Origin of the sequence: Nocardia terrae, from assembly GCF_009760405.1 — a bacterium.
GTDB classification, from domain to species: domain Bacteria; phylum Actinomycetota; class Actinomycetes; order Mycobacteriales; family Mycobacteriaceae; genus Nocardia; species Nocardia terrae.
On record NZ_WRPP01000001.1, the window covers coordinates 1,196,914 to 1,220,826 of the forward strand.

Genomic DNA, 23,913 nt, shown 5'->3' on the forward strand with positions numbered 1-23,913 from the left:
TGTGGCGGGCGTAGAATTAGCTCATGGGTTCGAAGGGGGTAACACTCGACAGCAGCGGTCTCGCCGACCTGGTGACCGCGGTTCAATTCCTGTGCGACACGATCGGACACGGGGACTTGACCCCGTTCGCCGACGGCGAGGTCGTGGAGTTCATGCAGCAGCTCGAAACCTGCAAACGCCAACTCGCCGCACTGGATCCGAAACTGATCCTGGAAGCCTCCGAGCGGTGCTTGCCCGAGTCCACTGGCGCAGGCAAGTTGATTCCGTTCCTGCGCCAAACGCTGGGATTGTCCGCCGCTGATGCGTCGGTGCGGGTCAAGCTCGCCCGCGAGTGTGGAGAGTTCCGTGGGTTGAACGGTCAGCTGAACCCGGCCGCTCTGCCGGTGTTGGCGGAAGCTGCTGCGGCGGGGGAGGTTTCGCGGGAACATGCCCGCAACATCGTCAAGATCATGACTCACCTGCCGTCCGATCTGCCCGCTGAGGAACGTGCCCGCACCGAGGAGCTGCTGGTGGAGAAGTCGTGTGGGGGTTTGCTGCCCGATGATCTGCCCAAGATCGGGCGCGAGATCATGGCACGGGTCGATCCTGACGGGACGGTGTTCAACACCGCCGACCGCCAGCGCAAGCGCGGCATCAAAGTCGGGCGTCCGGGTATCGATGGGATGACGTGGATCGAGGGCTACCTCACCCCGGAGCTGCGGGCCCTGCTGGATCCGTTCCTGGCCAAGTACGCACGCCCCGGCATGTGCAACCCCGACGACGCCGAAAGCCCCAGCACCGCTAGCAATGCCGTCATCGACTCCACAGTGCTCGACGCCGCCGCGCGCCGTGATCGCCGCGACGCGGCCCAGCGCACCCACGATGCGTTCATCGCGATGCTGCAACCCGACGTGGACATGAGCAAGCTGGGTAAGCATCGCGGGATGGCGGTGCAGACGGTGTTCGTGATGAACCTCGCTGATGTCGAACGCGGCACCGGCTACGCCACCACCGCGTCGGGGGTGCAGGTGCCGATCGACTCGGCGTTGAAGATGGCCACCGGCACCCGCCCGGTTCTCGCCGTCCTGGATGAGCACGGCGTCCCGGTTTACCTCGCTCGCGGCAAGCGCCTCGCCTCCGGTGGACAACGCCTCGGCCTGATCGCCCGCGATCGGGGCTGCACCCACCCCGGCTGCGATATGCCTGCGAGCATGTGTGCCGCGCATCATGTGATCGATTGGGCCAAGGGCGGACCGACCGATCTGAACAATCTGGCTCTGGTGTGCGATCACCACCACGCGATGGTGAACGACTCCGAAACCGGGTGGAAGACCGTGATGTTGGGCAAAGACTCCCCGCACGCCGGGCGGGTGGGGTGGATCGCTCCGAAATCGATCGACCCGACCCAGACTCCCCGCGTGAACGAGTCCCATCACGTTGGGGAGCGGGTCGCCTCCACCCTCGAGGCGCGGTCGCGCGAAGAGTTTTCTCGCGCGGCGTGAACATGTGATTCAGATGCTCGAGGCCAGGTAACCCGGGGAAAGACTTCCCGGAGTGAATGAACCAGGGCGGTTTTGCTCGACGCTCGGATGTACCGGAAGTGTGGTCGCCTCGCCTGCCCTACCGGACTTGGGCTGACGCCGAGTCGGGAGCCGTCAGCCTTCGATCCCAGCCCACGGACTGCACGGATCACGTTCCAAGACAACAACACAAAGACCAAAACATCCAAGGCCCCCACCCTCGACACGGCCTCAATCCCCAACATGCCGTGGCCTTTTCGTCGAGTGGCACATTATCGAGGGGTTATGTCTGGTTCGTCCGGAGAAATGTGCCACTCGACGCAAGGGTGAGGCTGGAACCGGGCAACTCGGGCATTCACCCCGGGAGGCCAACGCGGTTCGAGCCTGGAGGGGGCTGGAACCGAGCTCGGGCTCCCAACCCAGCCATCCCCTCTCCCTCCTCCAGGCATCTTTTATCTTTTCTTCTTTTATCTTTGGTTCTCAGTCTCGAGGTCTTTATCTTTTGACGTGTGGCAACCCCCACCGACCTCCCCGACCGCTGGCGCACCTACCTAACCTGGTGGCGCTTCTGGGGAGCAATCGGCTTCTGCCTGACCTTCTTCCTCTCGTTCCTGATCATCAGCGACATGGAAGGCGTCCCCGCTTTCTGCGGCTGGCGCCACCCCTGCTCCCCCCTCATCCTCGGAAGCCTCGGCACCCTACCCATCTACGTCTGGGCAGCAGGCGGCGCCATCTCCTGGTACCTGGGCCGCTTCGCCCTATCCCGAGGCCGAACCCCAGCCTGGGGCATCATCATCGGAGCCCTGGTCTTCCTCCCAGGCGTGATCCTCAGCCTGTACCTGGTAGCCGCCTACTGGTGGCCCGACGCCTGATCCCGCCGCTGCGGCGACTCAACCCGCACCAACCCCGATTGAAACGCGATCACCACCAACTGCGCCCGATTCTGAACCCCCACCTTCGACATGGCCCGCTGCACATGAGTCCGGATCGTCAACGGGCTGACATACATCTTCTCGGCGATCTCATCGTTCGACAGCCCTTCGGCGACCATCGCAACCACCTCGCGTTCCCGCGTGGTGAGAACGTCGAACGCCTCGGTCTCCCCCATTCGGCTTTCGGGCCGAGCCAAGTAGCGGGCGATGAGGGTGCGGGTGGCCGCTGGGGAGAGGAGGGCGTCTCCGGCGGCGATAGAGCGAATGGAGCGGAGCAGCTCTTCAGGGCCGACTCCCTGGGAGGCCGTCGGGTGTACTGCACACGCAGTACGCGGACGGGCGTCGTACTGGCACGGTACGACGCCCGTCCCGCTGCCTCACCGTGTGGTTGGCGCCGGCGAGGCAGCGAGTCTCAGTGCGTCACGGCGCGACCGAGCCCCAGTCGGCGAAGCCGGTCGGATCGTGGCGGCCCATGGTGCCGTGTTCGAACAGGCCCCAGCCCTCGGCGTCGCCGCAGCGGGCCTTGCCGACGTGGTCGATGACGCCGAACGGGATGCGCCCGGCGATGGCCGGATCGGTCAGGTCGTAGAGCTTGCTCTCGACCCAGCCGCGGCCCTTCCACTGCCCGTGCTGCCAGTCCGGGTCGCCGCCGTAGCCGCAGCCGACATTGAGCGCCATGAAGGTGCCCGCCTCGACCTCGAGCTCGAGCGGTTTGCCCTCGCCCGTGGTGAGGTCGAGTCGCACCTTGGTCGGGATGCGGGTGCCCGGCTTGTAGGTGAGATGCACGCGCGGCCAGCCGAGCTGTTCGATCCGGCCGTCCTTCCAGATCCGGGTCGCGTCATTGAGTGTGCGGAACCCGTTGGGTTCCTCCTGCACGATGACGATGATCGAGAACTCGTCGAACAGCAGCGGCACGTACAGCCACCAGAAGCCTTCGGACGGTTCGGAAGCCAGCCGGCCCGGGTGATCGGATTCGCCGACCGGGCGGATGCCCCATGACCGGTCGCGGGTGCCGCACCACGCGGACGGGTCCACCGCGATGTCGGTGCCGTCGACATTCAGTGTGCCCGACCAGGTTCCGACCTGCGCGAAGCGCTGCGCGTCGATGATGGGCCGGTGCACGCCGGTGAGAATGGTGTGCGGCTGCTCGGCGACCGCCGGGAACGAGCCTTCCCAGGTGAGATCGAAGGACAGATCGTCGTGTTCGCACAGCACGCGGATCTTCCGCAGCGGCTCGACGATCTCGATGCGGTAGCCGCCGACCTTGGGTTCCAGCCCGCGCTCGACCAGCGCGTCGGAGAACCGCACGGCCCGCTGGGTGTCGCCGCGGCGCACGGTCGCGAACGCGTCGGTCACCCCCAGGTTCGGGTACACGCCGAAACCGGTCACCAGGAAGGTGTCGCTGCCCTTGTCCAGCGCGTTGAAATAGTTGCGGTCGTAGAAGTTCCGATCACTGGTCCCGACCCGCGACATGGACAGCGGGGTCTGATGGATCGGGTATTCGTCGAGCGAGTTGATCTGATTCTGCGTCATCTCTCAATCCCACGAGTAGGTGCCGTCGAGCATGGCTTCCAGTAGTTGCCGGTGCATCACGTAGTCGTCGCGATCGTCGTTGTCGGGGGCCTCGCCGAAGTGGATCATCCGCCGCCGGATGCGGGCCATCACGATGCCGTGGCGCAGTGCGGCGTACATGAGGTACCAGTCCATATCGCGCGGCGCGTGCCCGCTGGCCTCCTCGTAGAGCTTCTCCACATCCGCGCGCCGCATGTAGTCGGCCAGCCCCGGCTGGTCGAAGCGGGTGGCGATGTCCTGGAAGAAGCGGTGGATGAGGATGGTCCAGGCCACGTCGAGTTCGCGCGGCCCGATGGCGGCCATCTCCCAGTCCAGCACCGCGACCGGATCGAACTCGTCGAACATGACATTGCCCGGCCGGGCGTCGCCCCAGTTCAGCACGTCGGGCCCGGTCTCGGTGGGGAAGTGCTGTTCGAGCCATTCGAAGGCGCGCTCCAGCAGCGGGATCCGGTAGCCGTCGCGTGCGAGCGCCCAGTCGTACCACGCCTTCTGGGCCTCGAAGTGCCGGCGCAGCGCCGAACCTTCGCCCGCGAGCATCGGGAACCGTTGTGCCGGATCCGGAATCGAGTGCACCTTGGCCATGATCTCGACGGTCCGCCGGGTCACGTCGTAGCGCTGTTCGGGTGTGGCGTCGTGCAGCCAGCCGACGAACACGTACGGCGGATTGTCCTCGGGCACACGGCCGTTCACGCGCCGCATGACGAAGAACGGCGCGCCCAGCACATTGTCGGTGCCGGTCTCGAGCCAGCACAGCGGCGGCACCGGCAGATCGGTGGCTTCGGCGACACCGGCGATCACCGCGAACTGTGTTGCCAGATCATAGTTCTCGAACACCGGGAAGGAGTCCGCGTCCGGCGCGAGCCGGGCGACGAAGGAGCCGCCCGCCGGTTCGCCGTGTTCGGTCCATTCGGCGTCGAACAGCAGCGTGGTGCTGGACATGCCGCCCGCCTGCGGTCGGGTGATCGAGGTGACCCGCGGCTGCTCATCGGCTTCGACCTTGGTCCCGAGCCACTGCGCGAGTTCGTCCGCGAGTTCGTCGAGGTTCTGGCCGGAGACGGTGAGTTCCATCCGCTGATTGGGATCGGCATTGGCCGAAGTCATGAGTGTCCTCCCTGCACGGGTAAAGCGGCGCGTGTGCCCGGGACTACCGGGTGCGGGCTAGGAGCCGGTGTGGTAAGCCCGGGCGGCACGTTGGGTGAAATGTAACGCGTTCTAAATGCTGCCGTAAGGGGATCGGGGAGACCCGTTTCACCAGTACCGGTGACCGGGATGCGGGTTGGTCGCTCAGGGTCGGTCGTGCTGACACGTACGTCTCGAGAAGTAGTTCCTAGCAGGCATATTCCGGGTCGGCTCAGGGTTGTCACCGAAGCGCCGCGACGCCCGCCGTTCCTAGGCTCGGTAGGTGCAGACAATCGATACCGTCGTCGTAGGAGCAGACGAACAACAACCAGCGGCCCGATCGTGGAATCCCGTCGGCCGCATTCTCTTCCGCTTCGGATTCCTGTACTTCGGACTTTTCTGCGTCTTCTACCCACAACCCTTGTGGGCCTTCCTGGGGCCGCTCGCGCACTGGCTGCCTGATGACTGGTTCCGCACCTGGCTGGACATGTCGACGCCGCTGGTGAAATGGGTGGGGCACACCTTCTTCGGGGTCGATGTGGTGCTCCACGACTCCGGCAGCGGTGATCAGCGGATCCTCTGGATGCTGGTGTTCACCATCCTGCTCGTCGCGGTGCTCGGCACCGTCGTGTGGAGTGTCCTGGACCGTGCCCGCCCCGACTATCGTCGCCTCTCGGCCTGGTTCCTGCTCTTCATCCGCCTGTGTCTGGCGGGCCAGATGCTGGGATACGGCTTCGCCAAGCTGATTCCGAACCAGATGCCGCAACCCGCACTGTCCACCCTGTTCACCCTATACGGCGATTTCGCGCCCATGGGCGTGCTGTGGAATCAGGTGGGCGTGTCACCGGTGTACGAGAGTCTGCTCGGCGCTGCCGAAGTCACCGGTGGTCTGTTGCTCCTGCTGCCCCGCACGCAGCTCGCGGGTGTGCTGTTGAGCCTGGTGAGCATGGCGCAGGTCTGGATCCTGAACATGACCTTCGACGTGCCTGTGAAGCTGCTCTCGTTCCATCTGATGCTGCTGTGCCTGGTGCTGCTGGCGCCCGAGCTGCCGCGTCTCACCGCCGTGCTGACGGGCCGGGCCGCCGGACCCGCGGCCACCCCGCAACCGTTCCGCTCTCGCCGGGCGATCCGGATCGCGGCCGCGGCGCAGGTGCTGCTGGCCGTCTGGATGTCGGCAGGCGATCTGTGGCAAGGCTGGCGCGGCTGGCACGACTACGGTCCGGGCAGTGCCAAATCCGAGCTGTACGGCGTCTGGTCGGTCGCCGACTTCACCCGTGACGGCCAGTCGGTGCCGCCTCTGCTCACCGATGAGACTCGCTGGCGGCGGCTGATTTTCGAGGTTCCCAAGGTCGCGGCCGTGCAGGGGATGGACGACGAGATGACGGTGGTCGGCACCCGGTTCGACACCGGCGCACACCGATTGGTGCTGCGCGCACCCCAGGCCACGACCGATCTGGCGGAGTTCACCTACGAGCAGCCGACATCGAAGCGTCTGGTGCTCACCGGTCGACTGAACGGTCATCAGGTGACCATCGCGTTCGATCAGGTCGATCTCGACAGCCTCCCGATCCGGCAGAGTCGTGGACTGCACCTCATCCAGGAGAACGCCAACTGGGGCAAGATCATGGACTACTGATATCGCTGGTCTGGTTGGCCCAGGCGGGATTCGGGGCGAGGAACTCGCCCGATCCCGCGAAGGCCCGCGCGGCGTCGGCGTTCCCGAGCAGCCGCGCCGCCAGCCAGGCGGTGGGGTAGCCGAGATAGCCGTACACACCCGTCGTGCAGGGCCAGGACGCGTTCGCGCAATCCGGCTGGCCCTGCACGTCATTATGATTCGGGCCGACCAGCGTGCCCCACGCCTTCGGGATCGAGGCGGGCAGCGCGTCGTAGTAGGCGCGTTCCGACTGGAGGCCGACGGCCTGCGGCGGCAGGGCCTGTTCGGACGGCGAGATGATGGTGTCGGCCGAGCCGTTCACCAGGAACACCGAACCGCGGGTGACGCGGCCCGGATCCGGGCACGAGCCGTTGAAGCACCACATCTGGGCGGGAAGCTCGATCGGCACCGCGGTCGCGATCCGGCCGCCGGAATTCGCCATGGCGTTCAGCACCCCCGTCGCCCCCTGCGAATGCCCCACCGCGCCGACCGCATCGGGGTTCAGCTTGTCGTGGAACGCACTCGCCGGATCGGCGGCCAGGCCCAGCAGTGCGTCCACCGCCCCGGCGATGTCGACCCCGGAACCGGTGGCCGAGTTCTCGGTGGCGATGACCACGAACCCCCACGACGCGAAATGCCGCAGCAGATAGTCGTATTGGCCGGGATGGGCATTGGTGCCGTCGCCCCAGGTGATGATGGGATGGCGAAAACCGTTCGCTCCCAGGTCGGTCGGATACCAGATGTCGTAGGCCGCGCCGGTGGAGTCACAGCAGGCGACGTCGCGTTGTTCGGTCACCGCCCAGGGGCCGGGTTGCGAAAAGGTCGATTCCACCGTCGAATCCGCGTGACCGGCCATCGCGGGCAGTCCGAGTGCGACCAGCGCGGCGAGCAGAAATCCACGGATCCACACGGCGCACCGGTTCATAGCTCATAAGCATAGAAACGACCGGTGCGTTCCTGGCATGAGATGGTCGCACCGCTGTGAACTTCCTATCGATTGCCGCACGGAAGCCGGGCGATTGTCGTCCCGCGCCGGGCACGCCGTAGGCTCAATCCTCGTGCAGAACGCCTCCACCACCCCCGATGACCAGCCGGTTCCGGATTCGCAAGCCCCGACCGGCGACCCGAACTACCTGGTCGGCCTCGATCTCAACGGCCGCCGCGTGGTCGTGGTCGGCGGCGGCACGGTGGCGCAGCGCCGGCTCGGACTGCTCATCGCCTCCGGCGCGGACGTGCACGTGATCAGCCGCGAGGTGACCCCCGCCGTCGAGGGCATGGCGACCTCGGGTCAGCTCACCGTCGAACTGCGCGCCTACGCCGACGGTGACCTCGAGGGCGCCTGGTACGCCATGGCCTGCACCGACGAACCCGAGACCAATGCGGCCGTGGTCGCCGAGGCCACCCGTCGCCGCGTGTTCTGTGTGCGCGCCGACACCGCCCGCCTGGGCACCGCCGTCACCCCGGCCACCGCCCGCTACGACGGCATGACCCTGGGCGTGCTGGCGGGAGGTCAGCACCGCCGCTCGGCCGCGGTGCGCAACGCGCTGCTGGAGGCGCTGCAATCCGGTGTGGTGACCGATGATTCGGCCCCTGTCACCCCCGGCGTCGCCCTGGTCGGCGGTGGTCCCGGCGACCCGGACCTGATCACCGTGCGCGGTCGCCGCCTGCTGGCCCGCGCGAATCTCGTTGTCGCCGACCGCCTCGCGCCGCCGGAGCTGCTGGCCGAGCTGGGCCCCGACGTCGAGGTCATCGACGCCGCCAAGATCCCCTACGGCCGGGCCATGGCCCAGGAGCACATCAATGCCGCGCTCATCGAGGGCGCGAAGGCCGGCAAGTTCGTGGTCCGCCTCAAGGGTGGCGACAATTACGTCTTCGGCCGTGGATATGAGGAACTCGAGGCGTGTGTCGACGCCGGTATCCCGGTGACGGTGGTCCCCGGCGTCACCAGCGCGATCTCCGTGCCTGCCCTGGCCGGTATCCCCGTCACCCACCGCGGTGTCACCCACGAGTTCGTGGTGGTCAGCGGCCATGTCGCCCCCGACCACCCGGATTCCCTGGTCGACTGGCCCGCCCTGGCCAAGCTGCGTGGAACGATCGTGCTGCTCATGGCCGTCGAGCGCATCGAGAAGTTCGCCGACGCCCTCATGTCCGGTGGCCGCGCCGCCGACACCCCGGCCACCGTCATCCAGGAGGGCAGCCTGCGCACCCAGCGCGTCCTGCGCGCGGACCTCTCGACCATCGCCGAACGTGTCCGCGCCGAAGGCATCCGCCCGCCCGCGATCATCGTCATCGGCCCCACCGCAGGATTCACCGCGGGCGCACCCGACCTCGAGTGACCGGAATCCCCATGGGTATCAGGGTTTTGTGGCGGACCTCCGGAGTTGTTCCGGGGGCCCGGGGGCGGGGTCCCCGAAATGCTCCTGGGGGTTCGGGGGCGAAGCCCCTGAGAGTCACCGAGGGTTGGTTTTCCCCTACAGTGGGCGGGTGCTCGATAACCCCGCTGCGACGACGCAGTATCCGGTGACCAAGCGGGCGTTCGGGCTCGCCATTCTCGTCTTGAGCGGGTTGCAGCTGATGGTGGTGCTCGACGGCACCGTCATGATTCTCGCGCTGCCCCGACTACAAGAGCAGCTGGGCTTGTCCAGCGCGGGCAGCGCGTGGACCGTGACCGCCTACGGTCTGCCGTTCGCGGGCCTGATGCTCTTGGGCGGACGACTCGGCGACTCGTTCGGCCGCAAGCGGATGCTGATCATCGGCGTCACCATGTTCACGCTCGCCTCGGCGCTGTGCGGCACCGCGCAGAACGAGGCGTGGCTGATCGCGGCCCGCGCGCTGCAGGGCACCGGCGCCGCGATCGCCGCCCCGACCGCGTTCGCGCTGGTGGCCAGCACCTACGCGCCCGGCCCCGCCCGCAATCAGGCGGTGGCCATCTTCGGATCCATGGTCGGTGTCGGCTCGGTCGGCGGTCTGGTCATCGGTGGCGCGCTGACCCAGGTGGACTGGCGCTGGATCTTCTGGATCAATGTCCCGATCGGCATCCTCATCGTGTGGGGCGCGGTCTACCAGCTGCGCGACACCGCCCACCACCGCATGTCCATGGATGTGCGCGGCGCGATCCTGGGCACGCTGGCCTGTGTGTCGATCGTCTTCGGCGCGACCGAGGGGCCCGAAATGGGTTGGGGCTCTCCGGTCATCCTCGGCACCCTGATCGGCGGCCTGGTGCTGCTGGTCGTGTTCGTCTTCGCCGAGCGTGACGTGGACAACCCGCTGCTGCCGTGGTCGCTGTTCGACAGCCGCGACCGCGTGATCACCTTCGCCGCCATCTTCCTGGCCTCGGGCGTGCTCGGCGCGACCACCTTCTTCGTCGCCCAGTTCCTGCAGAACGTGCTGCGCTACAGCCCCTTGCAGGCGGGCCTGGCCAGCATCCCCTTCACCCTGGGCGCGGGCGTCGGCACCGCGGTGGCGTCCAAGGCGTGCATGTACGTCAAGGCGCGCTGGCTGCTGCTGGCTGCCGCCGCCGTGCTGTCGGGCGCGCTGTATTTCGGCTCGACACTGGACAGTTCGGCCGACTACTTCCCGACGCTGCTGGTCATGATGTCGATCGTGGGCTTCTGCATCGGCACCGCGATCGTCATCCTGCCGCTGTGCGTCCTGGTAGGCGTGGACATGGCCCACATCGGCCCGCTGTCCGCGGTCGGGCAGATGTTCATGAACATGGGCACCCCGTTCGCGGTCGGCATCCTGAGCCCGGTTGCCCTCTCGCGCACGCTGTCGCTGGACAAGAGCGCCACCGGAAAGGTGAGCGAGATGTCGCAGCACGCGATCGACGCGCTCGGAAACGGATACACGTTCGTCCTTCTGGTATGCGCCATCGGCACCGCGATCATGGGTCTGCTCGCCTTGACTCTGCGGTACACGCCAAGCCAATTGGCCCAGGCGCAGCACGCCCAGGACGAAGCCCAGAAGAACTAGGGGCAGCTGAGCTCAGTTTCGGTGTAATCTGAAACTTCCCTGATCCCAGCCACTTTCACGGCGGCGGCCGGTACCCGATCGGGTACCGGCCGCCGCCGTTCTGATTCGATTGACCCGATCCGCCGATTCGCACAGCGAGCCGATCAGATTCCCGAAGCGCACCTAGAACGTGTTCCACTCGGGTAGCGTCTGCCCGCAAGATCGACGTGGGGGTATGCGCGGCTGGTGGGGCAGTCGCGGCCTGCGGGTGATCGTCCAGGGGAGTGACGAAGTGCCGTAAGGGAGTTTGATGTCCACGGCTGAGACGCAAGATCGATCGGATGCCACGGAAATGTCCGGGGCGCAGGTGCTACGAAGGAATTTCGGATCGACAGTGCTGTCGAGCCTGGCGACGCTGGGGCGTTCGCTGCGCATGGGTGCGGACGCGGTGCGGGCCGGAAGCACGGATATGGTGCGACTACGGTTCCCGGTACACGAAACACTCACGCAGGCTTGGTTTCTCATCAGAGTAACCGCGATTCCCAGTGTGCTGATGGCGATTCCGTTCGGCGTCATCGTCTCCGCCCAGGTCGGCAATATCGTTTCCCAGCTGGGCGCGGATTCCATGATCGGCGCGGCCGGCGGGCTCGGCGTCATCAAACAGGGCGCGCCGATGGCCACCGCCATGCTGCTCGGCGGCGCGGGCGCGGCGGCCATCGCCGCGGATCTGGGCGCGCGCACCATTCGCGAGGAGGTCGACGCCATGCGGGTGATGGGCGTGGATCCCGTGCAGCGGCTGGTGGTTCCGCGCATGGCGGCCATGATGCTGGTCGCCCCGCTGCTCAATGTGCTGATCATCTTCATCGGCATCGCCTCCGGTTTCGCGGTCGCGGTGACGGCGCTGGGGGTGACGCCGGGCTCGTACTGGCAGTCGTTCGGCTCGTTCACCACGCCGATCGACATCTGGGTGTCGCTGATCAAATCGCTGATCTTCGGCTTCCTGGTGGTGGTCATCGCCTGCCAGCGCGGCCTCGAGGCCAAGGGCGGCCCGCGCGGCGTCGCCGACGGCGTGAACGCCGCGGTGGTCATGTCGGTGGCGGCGGTCGCGGTGCTCAATACGGCGATCACGCAGGTGGTCACCATGTTCATCCCGGTGCGGATGGCATGATGGCGACCTCGCAGATACCGCCCGTGCTGGGCTGGACCCGTCGCCTGCGCCCGCTGGGCCCGATCGAATCCCTGGGATTCGTCCTGGGTTTCATCTGGCAGGTGCTGTCCTCGGTGCCGTACACGCTGGTCCACTATCGGCGTCAGACCGCCGCGGTGGTCACCGATATGACCTGGGGTCGCGGTTCGGTGATCATCGGCGGCGGCGTGGTGCCGCTCATGCTGCTGATGGGCGCCGCCATGGGCGCGTCCATCGGCATCGAGGCGTTCAGCGCCCTGAATCTGTTGTCGCTGGGCCAGCTCAGCGGATTGATCTCGGCATTCGGTGTGACCCGCGAGCTGGCCCCGATCGCGGCGGGCATCGGGTTCGCCGCGCAGGCGGGCTGCCGGATGACCGCCGAGATCGGCTCCATGCGCATCTCCGAGGAGATCGACGCGCTGGAATCGCTGGGCATCCGCTCGGTCCCGTTCGTGGTGACGACCCGGGTGATCGCCGGAATCATCGCGGTGGCACCGTCTTTCGTGGTGGCGCTGATCCTCAGCTACGCCTCGTGCGAGCTGATCGTGACCACGGTGCACGGGACGCCCAGCGGCACCTACAACCACTACTTCGATCAGTTCGTGGTCGGCTGGGACGTGGTGGCCGCGACCATCAAGGTGATGCTGTTCGCGGTGGCCGTGGTCCTGATCCACTGCTACCAAGGGTTTTTCGCCACCGGCGGTCCGGAGGGGGTGGGCATCGGCTCGGGGCGCGCGATTCGCGCCAGCCTGGTGTCGATCATCGCCCTGGACATGCTGGCCACCATCGTGCTGTGGGGCTTCCGCTCCCCGATCTCCTTCACCGGGTGATTCCGTGCCTGAATACACTCTGCCCGGCACCGAGACCGGTCCGCGCCGCGCGCGTGTCCTGGGTGCCTGCGCTCTCGTCCTCACCCTGCTGACCGTCGTCGGCTGGCGGTTCTGGCCCGATCCCGCGGATCCGGGCGATCTGCGGGTGGCCCTGCTGGTCGGCAAGGTCGGCGCGGGCGTCGAGCCCGGCACCGATGTGCGCCTGGACGGCGTGCGCGTCGGCGCGGTCACCGCCATCGACGCCGCCGGTTCCGGCCGGCAGCGGATCACGGTGAACCTGAACGGTTCCCAGCTGTTCGGGCTCACCGACGCGCTGAACCTCGACTACGCGCCGGGCAATCTGTTCGGCATAAGTGCCGTCGAATTGCATTCGGGCACAGGTGGTTCCGTGCTCGCGAACGGCTCGACGGTGGACCTCACCGGCGACGCCGACCGGGTCCGCGACGCCACCCTGGCCACCCTGCTGAAATCCACGGGCACGCTGACCGATCGCGTCCTGACCCCCGAACTGGTCGAGCTGCTGCATCGCTTCGCCCACGATCTGGACGGCTTCGTGCCGCTGCTGCAGGCCATCGGCGCGACCGCCCGCGCCTTCGCCGAAACCCAGCAGCTGCCGCCGTCGGTGGTGTTCGACCGCTACGGGTCGGCGCTGGCCGGACTGCCGCCCATGCTGACCGGCGGCCTGGCCGTGCTGTGGGCCTCCTACACCAACGAGCATCTGCACACCACGGAACAGGTGCAGCGCTACGGCGAGATGTTCACCCGGATCCGCTCGGAGCTGCTGCCGGTGGCCACCGCCATGCTCGGTACCTCGCAACAGCAGTTCCAGGGACTGCTGCCGATGGGCACGGTGATCCTCGATCGGATCGGCGGTTCGGTGAGCACCCCCGAGCTTTCGGCCCAGCAGCTCACCGATCTGCTCGACCGCGTCGGCGCGGCCTTCCACGACACCCCGGACGGGCCCGTGCTCAATGCCTCGGTCGAACTGGTTCCCGCGCTCGCGCAACCGCTTTCGGCGCTGCTCGGGCAGACCACGGGTGAGGGGCCGCGATGAGGACCCGTGCCCTGCTGCTGCGCGTCGGCACCGCCGTCGTGCTCATGACCCTGGTGCTGGCCGGGGTCTTCCGGGTGGTCGAACGCCCGGTCGGCGGCGACACCGACACCTACACAGCGCTTTTCACCGATGCCAACGGTGTCCGCGCGGGCGATGACGTGCGCCTCTACGGCGTGCAGGTCGGCAAGGTCGATCAGGTCGGGCTGTCCGGCAGCCTGGCCCGGGTGCGGTTCACCGTGAGTCGCGCGCACCCCGTGTTCGTCAACACCAAGATCGCGGTCCGCTTCCAGAACCTCACCGGCTTCCGGTATCTGGACCTGGAACAACCGGATCAGCCGGGCGGCCGCCGGGCTCCCAAGGCCACCTTCACCACCGCGGAAACCGTGCCCGCCTTCGACATCACCACCTTGTTCAAGGGCCTGCAGCCGGTGCTGGCGCAGCTCTCGCCCGAGGATATCGACCAGTTCGCGACCAGCCTGCTGGCCGTCATCCAGGGTGACGGCAGCGGTCTGGGCCCGGCCCTGGGTGCGATCGAGAAGCTCAGCCACTACGCCACCGATCGGCAGACGGTGCTGTCCACCCTGGTCGGCAATCTCTCGCAGATCTCCGAGCGCATGGGCGGCAAGTCGGGCAACGCGATGAAGCTGCTCACCAACCTGACCGACCTGTTCGTCACGATCAGCGACAAACTCCCCGGCCTGGTGCAGTTCTCCGCCACCATTCCGCCGGTGCTGCAACCACTTCGGAATCTGCTGACCGTGCTGGGCGTCACCGGTGCCCGGGACCGCGATCTGGACACGGTGCTGCAGCAGGCGTTCCCGAACCCGCAGCAGGCGGTCGCCGTGTTCGACCAGCTGCCGGGACTCATCCAGACCATGGCCGCCGCGGTCCCGCGGACCGGTCCCGACGCCGACTCCACCTGTTCGCACGGCCCGGCCACCGCGCCCGAGCCGCTGCGTCTGCTCATCGCCGGACAGAGGATCACGCTGTGCCAGAACTGAGGCCGTGGCGGCGCCGGACCGCCCATCGCCAGACCAGCGACATCCGTTGGGGGATAGCCGGATTGGTCGTCGTCGTGCTGCTGGTCATCGCGATCGGCGTGGTGTACGCGACCGGCACCACCGATGAGCGCACCTACCGGGCCGACCTGTCGCAGGCGGGCACCGTTCGCGTCGGCGACGACGTCCGGGTCGCCGGCATTCCGGTCGGCAAGGTGAAATCGCTGACGCTGCTGTCGGATCGGGTGCGCATGGAGTTCAGCGTCGACGCCGACACCTTCCTCGGCGACCAGACCACCCTCGACGTCCGGATGCTCACCGTGGTCGGCGGGTACTACCTGGCGGTGTCGCCCGCGGGCACGAAACCGTTGGGGAGCACGGTGATTCCGCAGGACAAGGTGCTGTTGCCGTACAGTCTCACCCGCGCCTTCCAGGACGCGATCGATCCGGTGCGCAAGATCGACGGCGGCACGTTGCAGCAGGATCTGGCCGCGGTCTCCGAATCGGTGAACGGCAGCCCGGATTCGGTGCGCGCGGCCGTGCGCGCGGCCGGTGACCTGGTCGGCATCCTCGACAAGCAGAACGCCGACATCTCCCGCACGCTGTCCATGACCGACGAGTACCTGTCGGCGCTCGACGCGAATGCCGATGTGCTGTCCCGGCTGCTGACCACCTTCGGCACGCTGGAGTCGATCGTGCGCAACGACAAGGTGACGGTCTCGACGGCCCTTGATGATCTGGCGGCCGTCGCCACCGACTTCACCCCGCTGGGCCGCGCCTGGGACGCCGGTCTGAAGGACAAGGCGCAAACGCTCGCCGACGCCATCCCGAAACTGAGCGAGTTGGGGGATCGCCTCGGCGCGCTGCTGGATTCGGTGCGCGACCTGGAACAACGGCTGCTGCCGCTGCTGCCCGCGGGCGGCGGTGTGACCGTCGACCGCTCCGCGGCGACCGTCCGGCCGGTGTCGGTGTGCGTGCCCGTGCCCGGAGGAGGGTGCTGATGTTGAAGCGAATGCTCGGATCTCGTGGGCTGATGTCGGCCACCGTGGTTCTCACCCTGGTGCTGGCCGCCGCGATCGGCCTGCGCATCAGCAAGCCCGAGGTGCCGACGCGCAGCTATTGCGCCGAAATGCCCGACAGCATCGGCCTGTACAAGGGCAGCGCGGTCGCCATCCTCGGGATACCGGTCGGCCGGGTCACCGAGATCACGCCCGACGGCCCCACCGCCCGGGTGCGGTTCACCGTGCGCGCCGACCGCAAACTGCCCCCCGACGTCGGCGCGGTCACCGTGAGCGACACCCTGGTCGCCGACCGCACCCTCACCCTGATCGGGGCCGAACCCACCGGCCCCGCCTGGAATCCGGACACCTGCATCACCAAAACCCTGACACCCAAGAGCCTCACGCAGACCTTCGAGGCCCTCACCGGCCTGGTCGACGGACTCAACGGCGGCGGGGATCCCGCCAAGCGCACCGCGGTCGCGGGCGGCATCGACGCCCTCGACACCGCGACCAACGGCACCGGCGACCAGATCAACGCCCTCATCAAGCAGCTGTCCACCGCACTGACCGCCCCCGACGCCGCCATCGGCCACCTCGGGAAGCTGCTGGACGCGCTCACCGAACTCGCGCACCGCGCTCGCAACGGTTGGACCGGGGTGCAGTCCACCGTCATCGGCCTGCCGCAGGCGTTCAGCGATATCGTCACCCTCGCCTTCCCGCCCGTCATCAGCCTGGTGGCCGCCCTGACCGACACGCTGCCGCAGGCCAACGACGCCATCATGATGCTCGCCGCGCCCATGCTGAAGAAGCTGGATGTTCCGAATCTCGCCCGCCTGATCGCCTCCGGCGTGGGCTCGCTCATCGAGGTGATCCGCATGACTCCGGCCGTGGCCACCGGTTTCGCCACCGCGCTCGACCCCACCACCGGGCAGCTCACCATCGGGTACTCGCCGCCGAAAATAGCGCTCGGGCAGGCGGATTCCGACAGCGTGTGCGCGGCCGTGCAGGCTCTCACCGGACAGGGGTGCACGGTGTCCGGGGGAGTGGCGACCATCCCCGCCGTGCCCGCCCTGCTGGCGGCGGTGAGCGCGCGATGAAGACCTGGCGGCGTGCCGGCGCGCACGTGATCACCTGTATAGCAGTGCTTTTCGCTGCCACCGGCTGCGATTTGCAGCCTGCCGACATCCCCGTTCCGGGCTCGGGCGTCTCCGGCCCCACCTATGCGCTGCGCATCGAATTCGCCGATGTGCTCAATCTGCCGCAGGGCGCGAAGGTGCTCGCGGGAGGTGTGCGGGTAGGCCAGCTCACCCGGGTCACCCTGGTGGATCCGACTCCCGCCACCGGCGACCGAGCCGCCCGCGCCGGATACGCGATCGCCGATATCGCCGTCAGCGATTCGGTGCGCCTGCCTCGGGGCACCACCGCCGAACTGCGCCAGGACACCCCGCTGGGCGACGTCCACATCGCCCTGAGCGAACCGGCGAAATCGGCTGCGGGACAGCTGGAACCGGGTGCGACGATCCCGATCGCCGACACCACCCGCTCGCCCTCGATCGAGGACGTGCTGGCCGGGCTGTCCACCTTCATCGGCAGCGGCGCGGTCTCCGACTTCCAGGACATCGTGCGCAAGATGAACGGGGTGCTGCCCCGCGACCCGGCCGACACCGCCCACATCGCGGGAGTGCTCGGCGGCGATCTCACCGATCTGGGCGACCATCTGAACTCGGTCGACGCCCTGCTCAACGGTTTACAGGCCACCGTCGACGACGGCCTGCTCGGGAACACCACCCAACTCGACGGCCTGCTCACCCCCGACGGCGTCCAGCACACCACCGACGCCATCAATGCCGAGATCGGCGTCATCTTCGTGCTCACCGCGCTCGGGCCGCTGGGTCCGGCCGCCGCCTGGCTGGGACCGCTGGTGGGTTCGCTCGACGGTGCGGCGAAAGCGCTGGTGCCCATGCTGTTCGGCAGCCATCCCCTCGACAGCGGGTCGCCGTCGAACATGAAGCTGCTCACCGATCTCATCCAGAACAAGCTGATCCCGTTCGCCGAGCGCGGTCCCAAGGTGAACCTGGTCGGGGTGAGCGCACCGGGCATCTCGGTCGCCGACCGCACCGACCGCATCGTCGACACCCTGCGCATGATCGGAGCGGTGCGATGAATCCGCGCACGCTGCTGTCCTTCTCGGCCATCGCGGCGGTGCTGCTGCTGGGCATCGGCTACATGACCGTCGGCGTGCTGCACGTGGATCCGCGGCGCGCCTATTTCACCGCCGAACTGCGGCTGGAGAATTCGGGCGGGCTCGGGGTCGATTCGCCGGTGCTGCTGACCGGCATCCAGATCGGCCGCGCCGAGTCGGTCGACAAGCAGGCCCACGGGGTGCGGGTTCGGCTGCGCATCGACGACCGCTACCGCGTTCCGCTGGCCAGCGATGTGCGGATCGAACAGCTCTCGGCGCTCGGCGAGCCCTATCTGGAGTTCGCGCCGCGCTCGGCCGCCGGACCGTATCTGGCCGACGGCCAGGTCATCTCGGCGGACCGGGTGCACGCCCCGACCACGGTCACCGATCTGGCCGCCCGCGTGGTGGACCTGATGAACCAGCTGCATCCGGAGTCCATCGGCCGCCTGGTCGACACCTTCGACCGCGCCCTGGCCGGCACCGATGCCGCCGTGACGACGCTGCAACGCTCCACCGACCTGCTGGCCGCTACGCTGCTCAGTCGCACCGCGTCCATCCGGCAGCTGTTCAGCGATCTGCAGGCGATGGGCGGCGACATGGACTGGCTCGGGCCGTCGCTGGCCGCCGCCGGACCCGAGCTCGGCAAGTTCGGCGTCACCCTCAACGACATCGTCGCCAATGGCGCGGCCTTGGCCGAAAGTCGGCCGGTGGCCTCGTATTTCACCGGCGACGGCCTGACCCCGTTCCTGAAGTCGCTGGACTCGCTGATGGCGCAGATCGGTCCCGGCCTGGCCCCGCTGGGGCCCGCCCTGGAACCGGTGGTGCGCGACGCGGTGCAGCGCACGCCCGCCCTCGACATCAGCGCGCTCATCGGCCAGGCCCTCCAGGGCGTGGGCGACGACGGTGCGGTGCACCTGCGCGTCGGCCTCAAATAACCTGCCTCCCTGCCGATTCGGCGAAAGGACCATCATGACCACCACCATCGAGGAGACCCCGGCGGCGTCCGAGAAGTCCGCCGAGACGCCCGCCGAGAAGTCCGCCGGGAAATCGCGCGCGGCCGCGAAAACCTCGTTCACCGTGTCGATTCGGCTCTCCACCGTGCTGATCGGCACCGCGCTCGTCGCCCTGCTCGCGGTCGCGATCACCTTCGGGGCGCTGTGGGCCTCGGCGGCCTCCACCCTCTCCGACCGCGACGCCACCGCCGCCGCCGACCGGCACGCCGAACAGATCGCCACCGACTACGCCCTGGGCGCCTCCACCATCGACTACCACGACGTGAAGGGCTGGCTGGGTCGCCTGCAGGCGGGCACCACGCCCGCGCTGTCGGCCAAATTCGACGCCACCGCACCGCAACTCGAGCAGATCCTGCTGCCCCTGCAGTGGACCTCCAAGGCCACGGCTCTCTCGGCGGCGGTGACCTCGGAATCCGGCGGCATCTACAAGGTCAACGCCTACCTCAATGTCACCTCCACCAGTGCCCAGACCGCCGACGGCACCCAGAGCACCGTCACCTACGCGCTGACCATCGACCGCAACTCGGGGTGGAAGATCACCGAGGTGGGCGGGCTGCAGAACGCCCTGCCCACCAAATAGCCCGCGGGACTAGGGGACTCGGGTGACGGCGATGGCCGACTCGGTGAGGCTGCCGAGGAAGATCGTGCCGCCCTGTTCGGCGACGCCGGTGACCATGGCGTAGTCGGTGCCCTCGCGCTGCAGGTCGTGAACCAGCGTGCCGTCGAAATCGAAGGCCTGCACCCACACCGTGCGCGCCGGTTTCGGTTGCAGGGCTTCGGGAATCGCCCAGACCAGCCGCCGCAGCACGCCCGGGAGCGGAAGCAGCGTGTCCAGCAGTGGATTTCGCGGTGACACCAGCGCCACCCAGATCAGGCCGTCGGAGCCGAGGCCCATATTGTCGGGGAAGGCGGGCAGATTCTGCGTGAAGTAGTCGTGGGTGCCCGCCTTCGGCCCGGACAGCCAGTAGCGGGTGATGCTGTAGCCGCCGGTCTCGGCGACCAGCACACAGGAGCGGTCCGGGGCGAGCACGATGCCATTGGCGAACTTCAGTCCGTCGACCAGGGGTTCGACGCTGCCGTCGGGGTTGCGGCGCAGTAGTCGCCCGGTCTCGGAGTGCTCGAGCATGTCGCCCATGTACTCGCCGAGCTTCCAGTGCCGGGTGGACTCGGAGAAATAGACGGTGTCGCCGTCGGCGAACACATTGCTGGCGAAGTTCAACGGCACGCCGTCGACCTCGGAGACCAGCACCTCGAACTGTCCACCCGGCTTGTCGAGACGCAGCAGCCCGCGTTCGGCATCGCAGATGAGCAGTGACCCATCGGGGTTCGCGTGCAGGCCGAGCGGCCGTCCGCCGGTATGCCCGATCTCCTCGACGGCACCGTCGGCGGGATGGACGGCGACGAGGGTGCCGTCGGCCAGCCCCGCGATCACTCTGCCGTCGGCCGCGACCACCACATCCTCGGGCCCTGCGCCGGGCACTTCGAGCCGTCGCAGCGCGGGCATCGGTGGCTCACTGTGGGTTTCACGGGCGCGCGGCGTCGCCTTGGGCGGCGTCCAGCGCCGGGGCTGCATAGACATGCCCTCATCTAACCGCGCCGCACCCGGCGGCGACACCGGTCGCTCAGGGCTGCGAATCCCGGTAGGTGGCCAGCACATTCAGCCGGTGCAGGTGGCCCAGCAGTTGCTCGAATTCCGGAGTGGGGTGAACGTTGGCGGGCAGCCGCAGCAAGGCCGGGGTCGGGATGCGGTCGATCGTCTCGTCCACCGTCCAGCCCGCAGCGGCGGCCTTGCCCACCTCGTCCCGCAGGAACTCGAGGTACTCGATGAAATTGCGCAATGCCGCCGGGCCGTCGCCCATCGGACCGTGGCCGGGGACCACGAGCTCGACGGGCAGCGTCTCCCGCATGGCCCGCAGGCTCTCCAGGTACGGGCCGGGGCCGCCCTCGAGCAGCATCGGCGGCAGGCCCGCGCTCATGAGGAAGTTGCCGGTCCAGGCCGTGGCCGTCTCGGGCTCGAACACGATGGTGTCGCCGGGGCCGTTGCCGGGCCCGAAGTGCCACAGCTCCACGGTCTTTCCACCGAGGTCGATCGCCGCGTGCCGGTCGAAGACCACCTCCGGCTTGCGCCAGCTGGTGACGCTCGCCAGCGGGTTCTCGTCGCCGCGCATATTGCCGAACCGCATGCGCTTCTCGTAGTCGAGGTCGCGCATGCTGTCGCGATTGGCCTTCGAGCTGACGATCGTCACCGACTCCGGGAACGCCGCGTTCCCGAAGGTGTGGTCACCGTGATAGGTCGTGTTGACCAGGAACTTCAAGGGCCGGTCGGTCAGCCGCTCGACGATTCCCTGGATCTGGTGGGAGACGTCCCCGTTGATGCCCGCGTCGATTACCAGCGCGGCATCCCGTCCGAAGATCACGCCGTTGTTGTCCTTCGGCGGGATGTTCGCCAGCAGTGCGTGCACGCCCGGGCCGATCTCGTGCGGCAGCAATTCCAGTCCGGCCGGGTTGAGGTTCGGCCCGAGGTAGTCCTGCGGTCGTTCGGCGAGTTCGCGGGTCTGGTCGTTCATGGCTGAATCCTTTGTGCGCAAATGTTTTCAAGGTCAACAAGCGTTGGTCAACGTCTGTTGGCATCTACGGTAGCGAGAGGGCGCTTGGGTGTCAACAAATGTTGGCCTACACTTGTGGGCATGACGGTGGAGACGAGTCCGCGGCGGTCCGATGCCACCCGCGCGGCGATTCTGGAAGCGGCGCGGCGGCGGTTCGCCGAGGACGGTTATCGCAAGGCGACGATTCGGGCGATCGCGGCGGATGCCGGGATCGATCCGTCGATGGTCATGCGGTACTACGGCAACAAGGACGGATTGTTCGACGCCGCACTGGATGTCGACCTGGAGTTACCGGATCTCGGTGCGGCCGAGCCGGATTCGCTGGGCGCTCTGATCGCCGGTCGCTTCGTCGAACTGTGGGAGCAGCCGCCGACCAGCGAAATCCTGCTCACCCTCATGCGTTCGGCCCTGAGCGACGAGATGGTGGTCGAACGGACCCAGCGCATTTTCGCCCAGCAGCTCATGCCCGCGGTGCTGCGCTTCGGCGACCCGTCGGACGCGCCGCACCGGGCCGGGCTGATCGCCACCCAGATTCTGGGACTCGCGCTGTGCCGCTACGTCCTGCGGCTGCCGCCGGTGGTCGCGCTCACCCACGAGCAGATCGTCGCCGACATCGGGCCGACTATCCAGCGTTACCTCACCCTCGGCGCGGAGTGACCGTATCCGCCAGTGGTGAATCCCACGGTGCCGGAGCCCTTTTCTCCGGCCCGAACATTGGGCACACTGCCCGGATGGGGAAGAGCCTGCACGCGGATCTGCTGGACCGCTGGACGAAATTGGCCGGGCCGCAGGCGCATGCGGTGGGGGAGGACCTGATCCGCCGCTACAGCGAGCCGCACCGCCGCTACCACACCGTCGACCACCTGGCCGCCATGCTGGCCGTCATCGACGACCTGGCCGCCGACGCCGAGGACCTCGACGCGGTCCGCTACGCCGCCTTCTTCCACGACGCCGTCTACAACATGGACGGCACCGACAACGAGGAGGCCAGCGCGCGCCTGGCCGAAACCACCCTCCCCGCCCTGGGCATCGACGAGGACACCGTCGCCGAGGTGGCCCGCCTGGTCCGCCTCACCGGCGGCCACCACCCCGACCCCGCCGACCGCAACGGCGCGGTCCTCTGCGACGCCGACCTGGCCATCCTCGCCGCCGACCCGACCGCCTACGCCGCCTACACCGCCGCCGTCCGAGCCGAATACGCCCACGTCCCCGACGAATTGTTCCGCTCCGGCCGCGCCGCGGTCCTCAGCGCCCTCGCCGAACAGCCGGACCTGTTCCGCACCCCCACGGCGCGCGCCCGCTACGACTCCGCCGCCCGCGCCAACCTCGCCGCCGAATTGGCCACGCTCACCGGCGAATAGACGCGCAGGCGAGGGCTACTCGACGGGCCTCAGTTGGGGTCCGGAACGAAGATCACGATCGTCGCCGGGTCCGGGTTCGTGCTCACCGTGGCTTCGATGTGCCCGGGACCGACCAAGTTCATCGAGGCGCCACCCGCGCGGAATCCGGTGGGCTGCACCGTGAGTGTCTCCGTCTTGGTGGCCCCGGTGTCCAGATTGTGCAGCGTCACGGTGGACGACAACGCGCAGGGCAGCATCGACCCGCTCGAGTTCGTCCCGCCGGACGTATCGCGATCGAACCAGACCGTGATCTCGGAGAAGGTGTAGCTCGCGGCGTCCATGCCCGCGTACGCATTGGCCGGGAGCGCCGACTGACCGCGCACATTCGCCCGGGCCGTACCGGAGCACCCGGGGATCGACGTGGTGACAGGCGCGGGCGCGAACTCCTGGTAAATCGAGTCGTCCGCCGCGGCGACCGGCGCGGTTGCCGTCAGGACGGTCATCGCGACCGGTGACGCGATCGCGGCGAGCAGCGTGAAGAGCCTCATTCCAGCCCCTTTCCAGGTATCGATGTGAACGCCGATTGAAAAGTGACTACCGATCGGAACGGTAGCTGGCCGATGTCTGTTGGTCCAGCGCTTCGTCAGCGGGTGCAGTCATTGCGGTACCGGCTTCCCGGAGGAATATTTGTTGTCCGCGGCGGCTCGAGCACCGGCGCGGGTTCAAGGCTGCGGTGAGTGCCGAACCCGGCCGGCCGTGCAAAGCGATCTGTCCACCAGGCTCATCTCGGATATCGAGGACGCGCCCGCAGGCCCCTGACGCGGACGATGGGCCTACTCGTGCACAAGTCGTCGTCGGAAGGCGGTTTTCCACCCATCCGGCTGCCTTGGCGCACGTTTAGGCCCATGATCATCGGGATGGCCAGGTCGCGGCCGTCGAGAAGCTCGATGCCGGGCCACCGACCGCCCCGCAGGAT

23 protein-coding genes are annotated in these 23,913 nt (G+C 67.9%); 16 read left to right on the forward strand and 7 right to left on the reverse strand.

Going from position 1 to position 23,913, the window contains the following annotated elements:
• The first annotated feature begins 23 nt into the window (after positions 1 to 23).
• Both GPX89_RS05485 and GPX89_RS05490 read left to right on the forward strand, forming a co-directional pair.
• Complete coding sequence (locus GPX89_RS05485; RefSeq protein WP_157355423.1) at positions 24 to 1,481, forward strand: HNH endonuclease signature motif containing protein; 1,458 nt, start codon at positions 24 to 26, stop codon at positions 1,479 to 1,481.
• 527 nt (positions 1,482 to 2,008) lie between these two features.
• Positions 2,009 to 2,371, forward strand: a complete 363-nt coding sequence (locus tag GPX89_RS05490; protein WP_157355424.1) for a hypothetical protein — start codon at positions 2,009 to 2,011, stop codon at positions 2,369 to 2,371.
• Here the strand turns inward: GPX89_RS05490 and GPX89_RS05495 are convergent.
• From GPX89_RS05495 to GPX89_RS05505, 3 genes are all read right to left on the reverse strand, one after another.
• Positions 2,350 to 2,607, reverse strand: coding sequence for a response regulator transcription factor (locus GPX89_RS05495; RefSeq protein WP_235946663.1), 258 nt, complete (start codon positions 2,605 to 2,607; stop codon positions 2,350 to 2,352). The two genes, GPX89_RS05490 and GPX89_RS05495, sit on opposite strands and share 22 nt — an antisense overlap.
• A gap of 244 nt (positions 2,608 to 2,851) precedes the next feature.
• Positions 2,852 to 3,964, reverse strand: coding sequence for a hypothetical protein (locus GPX89_RS05500; RefSeq protein WP_157355425.1), 1,113 nt, complete (start codon positions 3,962 to 3,964; stop codon positions 2,852 to 2,854).
• Positions 3,965 to 3,967: 3 nt separating this feature from the next.
• Positions 3,968 to 5,104 carry a phosphotransferase family protein gene (locus GPX89_RS05505; protein ID WP_157355426.1) on the reverse strand — a complete coding sequence of 379 codons (1,137 nt, stop codon included), beginning with the start codon at positions 5,102 to 5,104 and terminating at the stop codon, positions 3,968 to 3,970.
• Between the two features lie 301 nt (positions 5,105 to 5,405).
• Here GPX89_RS05505 and GPX89_RS05510 point away from each other — a divergent pair, with 301 nt between their 5' ends.
• A complete protein-coding gene (locus tag GPX89_RS05510) occupies positions 5,406 to 6,758 on the forward strand; it encodes a DoxX family protein (protein ID WP_407939327.1) in 1,353 nt (450 codons plus the stop codon).
• On the opposite strand, the gene GPX89_RS05515 is transcribed toward GPX89_RS05510, so the two are convergent.
• Complete coding sequence (locus GPX89_RS05515) at positions 6,745 to 7,701, reverse strand: poly(ethylene terephthalate) hydrolase family protein (protein ID WP_157355427.1); 957 nt, start codon at positions 7,699 to 7,701, stop codon at positions 6,745 to 6,747. The two genes, GPX89_RS05510 and GPX89_RS05515, sit on opposite strands and share 14 nt — an antisense overlap.
• Before the next feature lie 208 nt (positions 7,702 to 7,909).
• On the opposite strand from GPX89_RS05515, the gene cobA reads away from it, so the two are divergent.
• From cobA to GPX89_RS05570, 11 genes are all read left to right on the forward strand, one after another.
• Entirely contained in the window at positions 7,910 to 9,112 is a 1,203-nt protein-coding gene (cobA, locus tag GPX89_RS05520) for a uroporphyrinogen-III C-methyltransferase (RefSeq protein ID WP_157387066.1), read from the forward strand.
• A 148-nt stretch (positions 9,113 to 9,260) separates the two neighbouring features.
• On the forward strand, positions 9,261 to 10,748 hold the full coding sequence (locus GPX89_RS05525; RefSeq protein WP_328601529.1) for an MFS transporter: 1,488 nt from the start codon (positions 9,261 to 9,263) through the stop codon (positions 10,746 to 10,748).
• Between the two features lie 373 nt (positions 10,749 to 11,121).
• On the forward strand, positions 11,122 to 11,895 hold the full coding sequence (locus GPX89_RS05530; protein WP_407939328.1) for an MlaE family ABC transporter permease: 774 nt from the start codon (positions 11,122 to 11,124) through the stop codon (positions 11,893 to 11,895).
• Positions 11,892 to 12,743 (forward strand): ABC transporter permease, encoded by an 852-nt coding sequence (locus GPX89_RS05535; RefSeq protein WP_157355429.1) that lies wholly within the window; start codon positions 11,892 to 11,894, stop codon positions 12,741 to 12,743. Before GPX89_RS05530 ends, GPX89_RS05535 begins: the two co-directional genes overlap by 4 nt.
• Positions 12,744 to 12,747: 4 nt before the next feature.
• Positions 12,748 to 13,797 (forward strand): MlaD family protein, encoded by a 1,050-nt coding sequence (locus tag GPX89_RS05540; RefSeq protein WP_157355430.1) that lies wholly within the window; start codon positions 12,748 to 12,750, stop codon positions 13,795 to 13,797.
• Positions 13,794 to 14,798: an MlaD family protein gene (locus GPX89_RS05545; RefSeq protein ID WP_157355431.1), complete on the forward strand. Its 1,005-nt coding sequence runs from the start codon at positions 13,794 to 13,796 to the stop codon at positions 14,796 to 14,798. Before GPX89_RS05540 ends, GPX89_RS05545 begins: the two co-directional genes overlap by 4 nt.
• Complete coding sequence (locus tag GPX89_RS05550) at positions 14,786 to 15,796, forward strand: MlaD family protein (RefSeq protein ID WP_328601530.1); 1,011 nt, start codon at positions 14,786 to 14,788, stop codon at positions 15,794 to 15,796. Before GPX89_RS05545 ends, GPX89_RS05550 begins: the two co-directional genes overlap by 13 nt.
• Positions 15,796 to 16,893: an MlaD family protein gene (locus GPX89_RS05555; protein ID WP_157355432.1), complete on the forward strand. Its 1,098-nt coding sequence runs from the start codon at positions 15,796 to 15,798 to the stop codon at positions 16,891 to 16,893. The genes GPX89_RS05550 and GPX89_RS05555 overlap by 1 nt, the downstream gene beginning before the upstream one ends.
• Positions 16,890 to 17,960 (forward strand): MlaD family protein, encoded by a 1,071-nt coding sequence (locus GPX89_RS05560; protein ID WP_157355433.1) that lies wholly within the window; start codon positions 16,890 to 16,892, stop codon positions 17,958 to 17,960. Before GPX89_RS05555 ends, GPX89_RS05560 begins: the two co-directional genes overlap by 4 nt.
• Positions 17,957 to 18,913 (forward strand): MlaD family protein, encoded by a 957-nt coding sequence (locus tag GPX89_RS05565; protein ID WP_157355434.1) that lies wholly within the window; start codon positions 17,957 to 17,959, stop codon positions 18,911 to 18,913. Before GPX89_RS05560 ends, GPX89_RS05565 begins: the two co-directional genes overlap by 4 nt.
• Before the next feature lie 34 nt (positions 18,914 to 18,947).
• Complete coding sequence (locus GPX89_RS05570) at positions 18,948 to 19,571, forward strand: hypothetical protein (RefSeq protein WP_157355435.1); 624 nt, start codon at positions 18,948 to 18,950, stop codon at positions 19,569 to 19,571.
• Positions 19,572 to 19,580: 9 nt separating this feature from the next.
• Here the strand turns inward: GPX89_RS05570 and GPX89_RS05575 are convergent, their stop codons facing one another.
• Together GPX89_RS05575 and GPX89_RS05580 are read right to left on the reverse strand one after the other, a co-directional pair.
• Positions 19,581 to 20,570: an SMP-30/gluconolactonase/LRE family protein gene (locus GPX89_RS05575; RefSeq protein WP_235946665.1), complete on the reverse strand. Its 990-nt coding sequence runs from the start codon at positions 20,568 to 20,570 to the stop codon at positions 19,581 to 19,583.
• Between the two features lie 43 nt (positions 20,571 to 20,613).
• Positions 20,614 to 21,558, reverse strand: a complete 945-nt coding sequence (locus GPX89_RS05580) for an MBL fold metallo-hydrolase (RefSeq protein ID WP_157355436.1) — start codon at positions 21,556 to 21,558, stop codon at positions 20,614 to 20,616.
• 120 nt (positions 21,559 to 21,678) lie between these two features.
• Between GPX89_RS05580 and GPX89_RS05585 the strand changes: the two genes are divergently transcribed.
• Complete coding sequence (locus GPX89_RS05585) at positions 21,679 to 22,254, forward strand: TetR/AcrR family transcriptional regulator (protein ID WP_157355437.1); 576 nt, start codon at positions 21,679 to 21,681, stop codon at positions 22,252 to 22,254.
• A 74-nt stretch (positions 22,255 to 22,328) separates the two neighbouring features.
• Positions 22,329 to 22,958 carry an HD domain-containing protein gene (locus tag GPX89_RS05590; protein ID WP_157355438.1) on the forward strand — a complete coding sequence of 210 codons (630 nt, stop codon included), beginning with the start codon at positions 22,329 to 22,331 and terminating at the stop codon, positions 22,956 to 22,958.
• 29 nt (positions 22,959 to 22,987) lie between these two features.
• Here GPX89_RS05590 and GPX89_RS05595 read toward each other — a convergent pair whose 3' ends face one another.
• A complete protein-coding gene (locus GPX89_RS05595) occupies positions 22,988 to 23,485 on the reverse strand; it encodes a hypothetical protein (RefSeq protein ID WP_157355439.1) in 498 nt (165 codons plus the stop codon).
• Positions 23,486 to 23,913 lie beyond the last annotated feature (428 nt).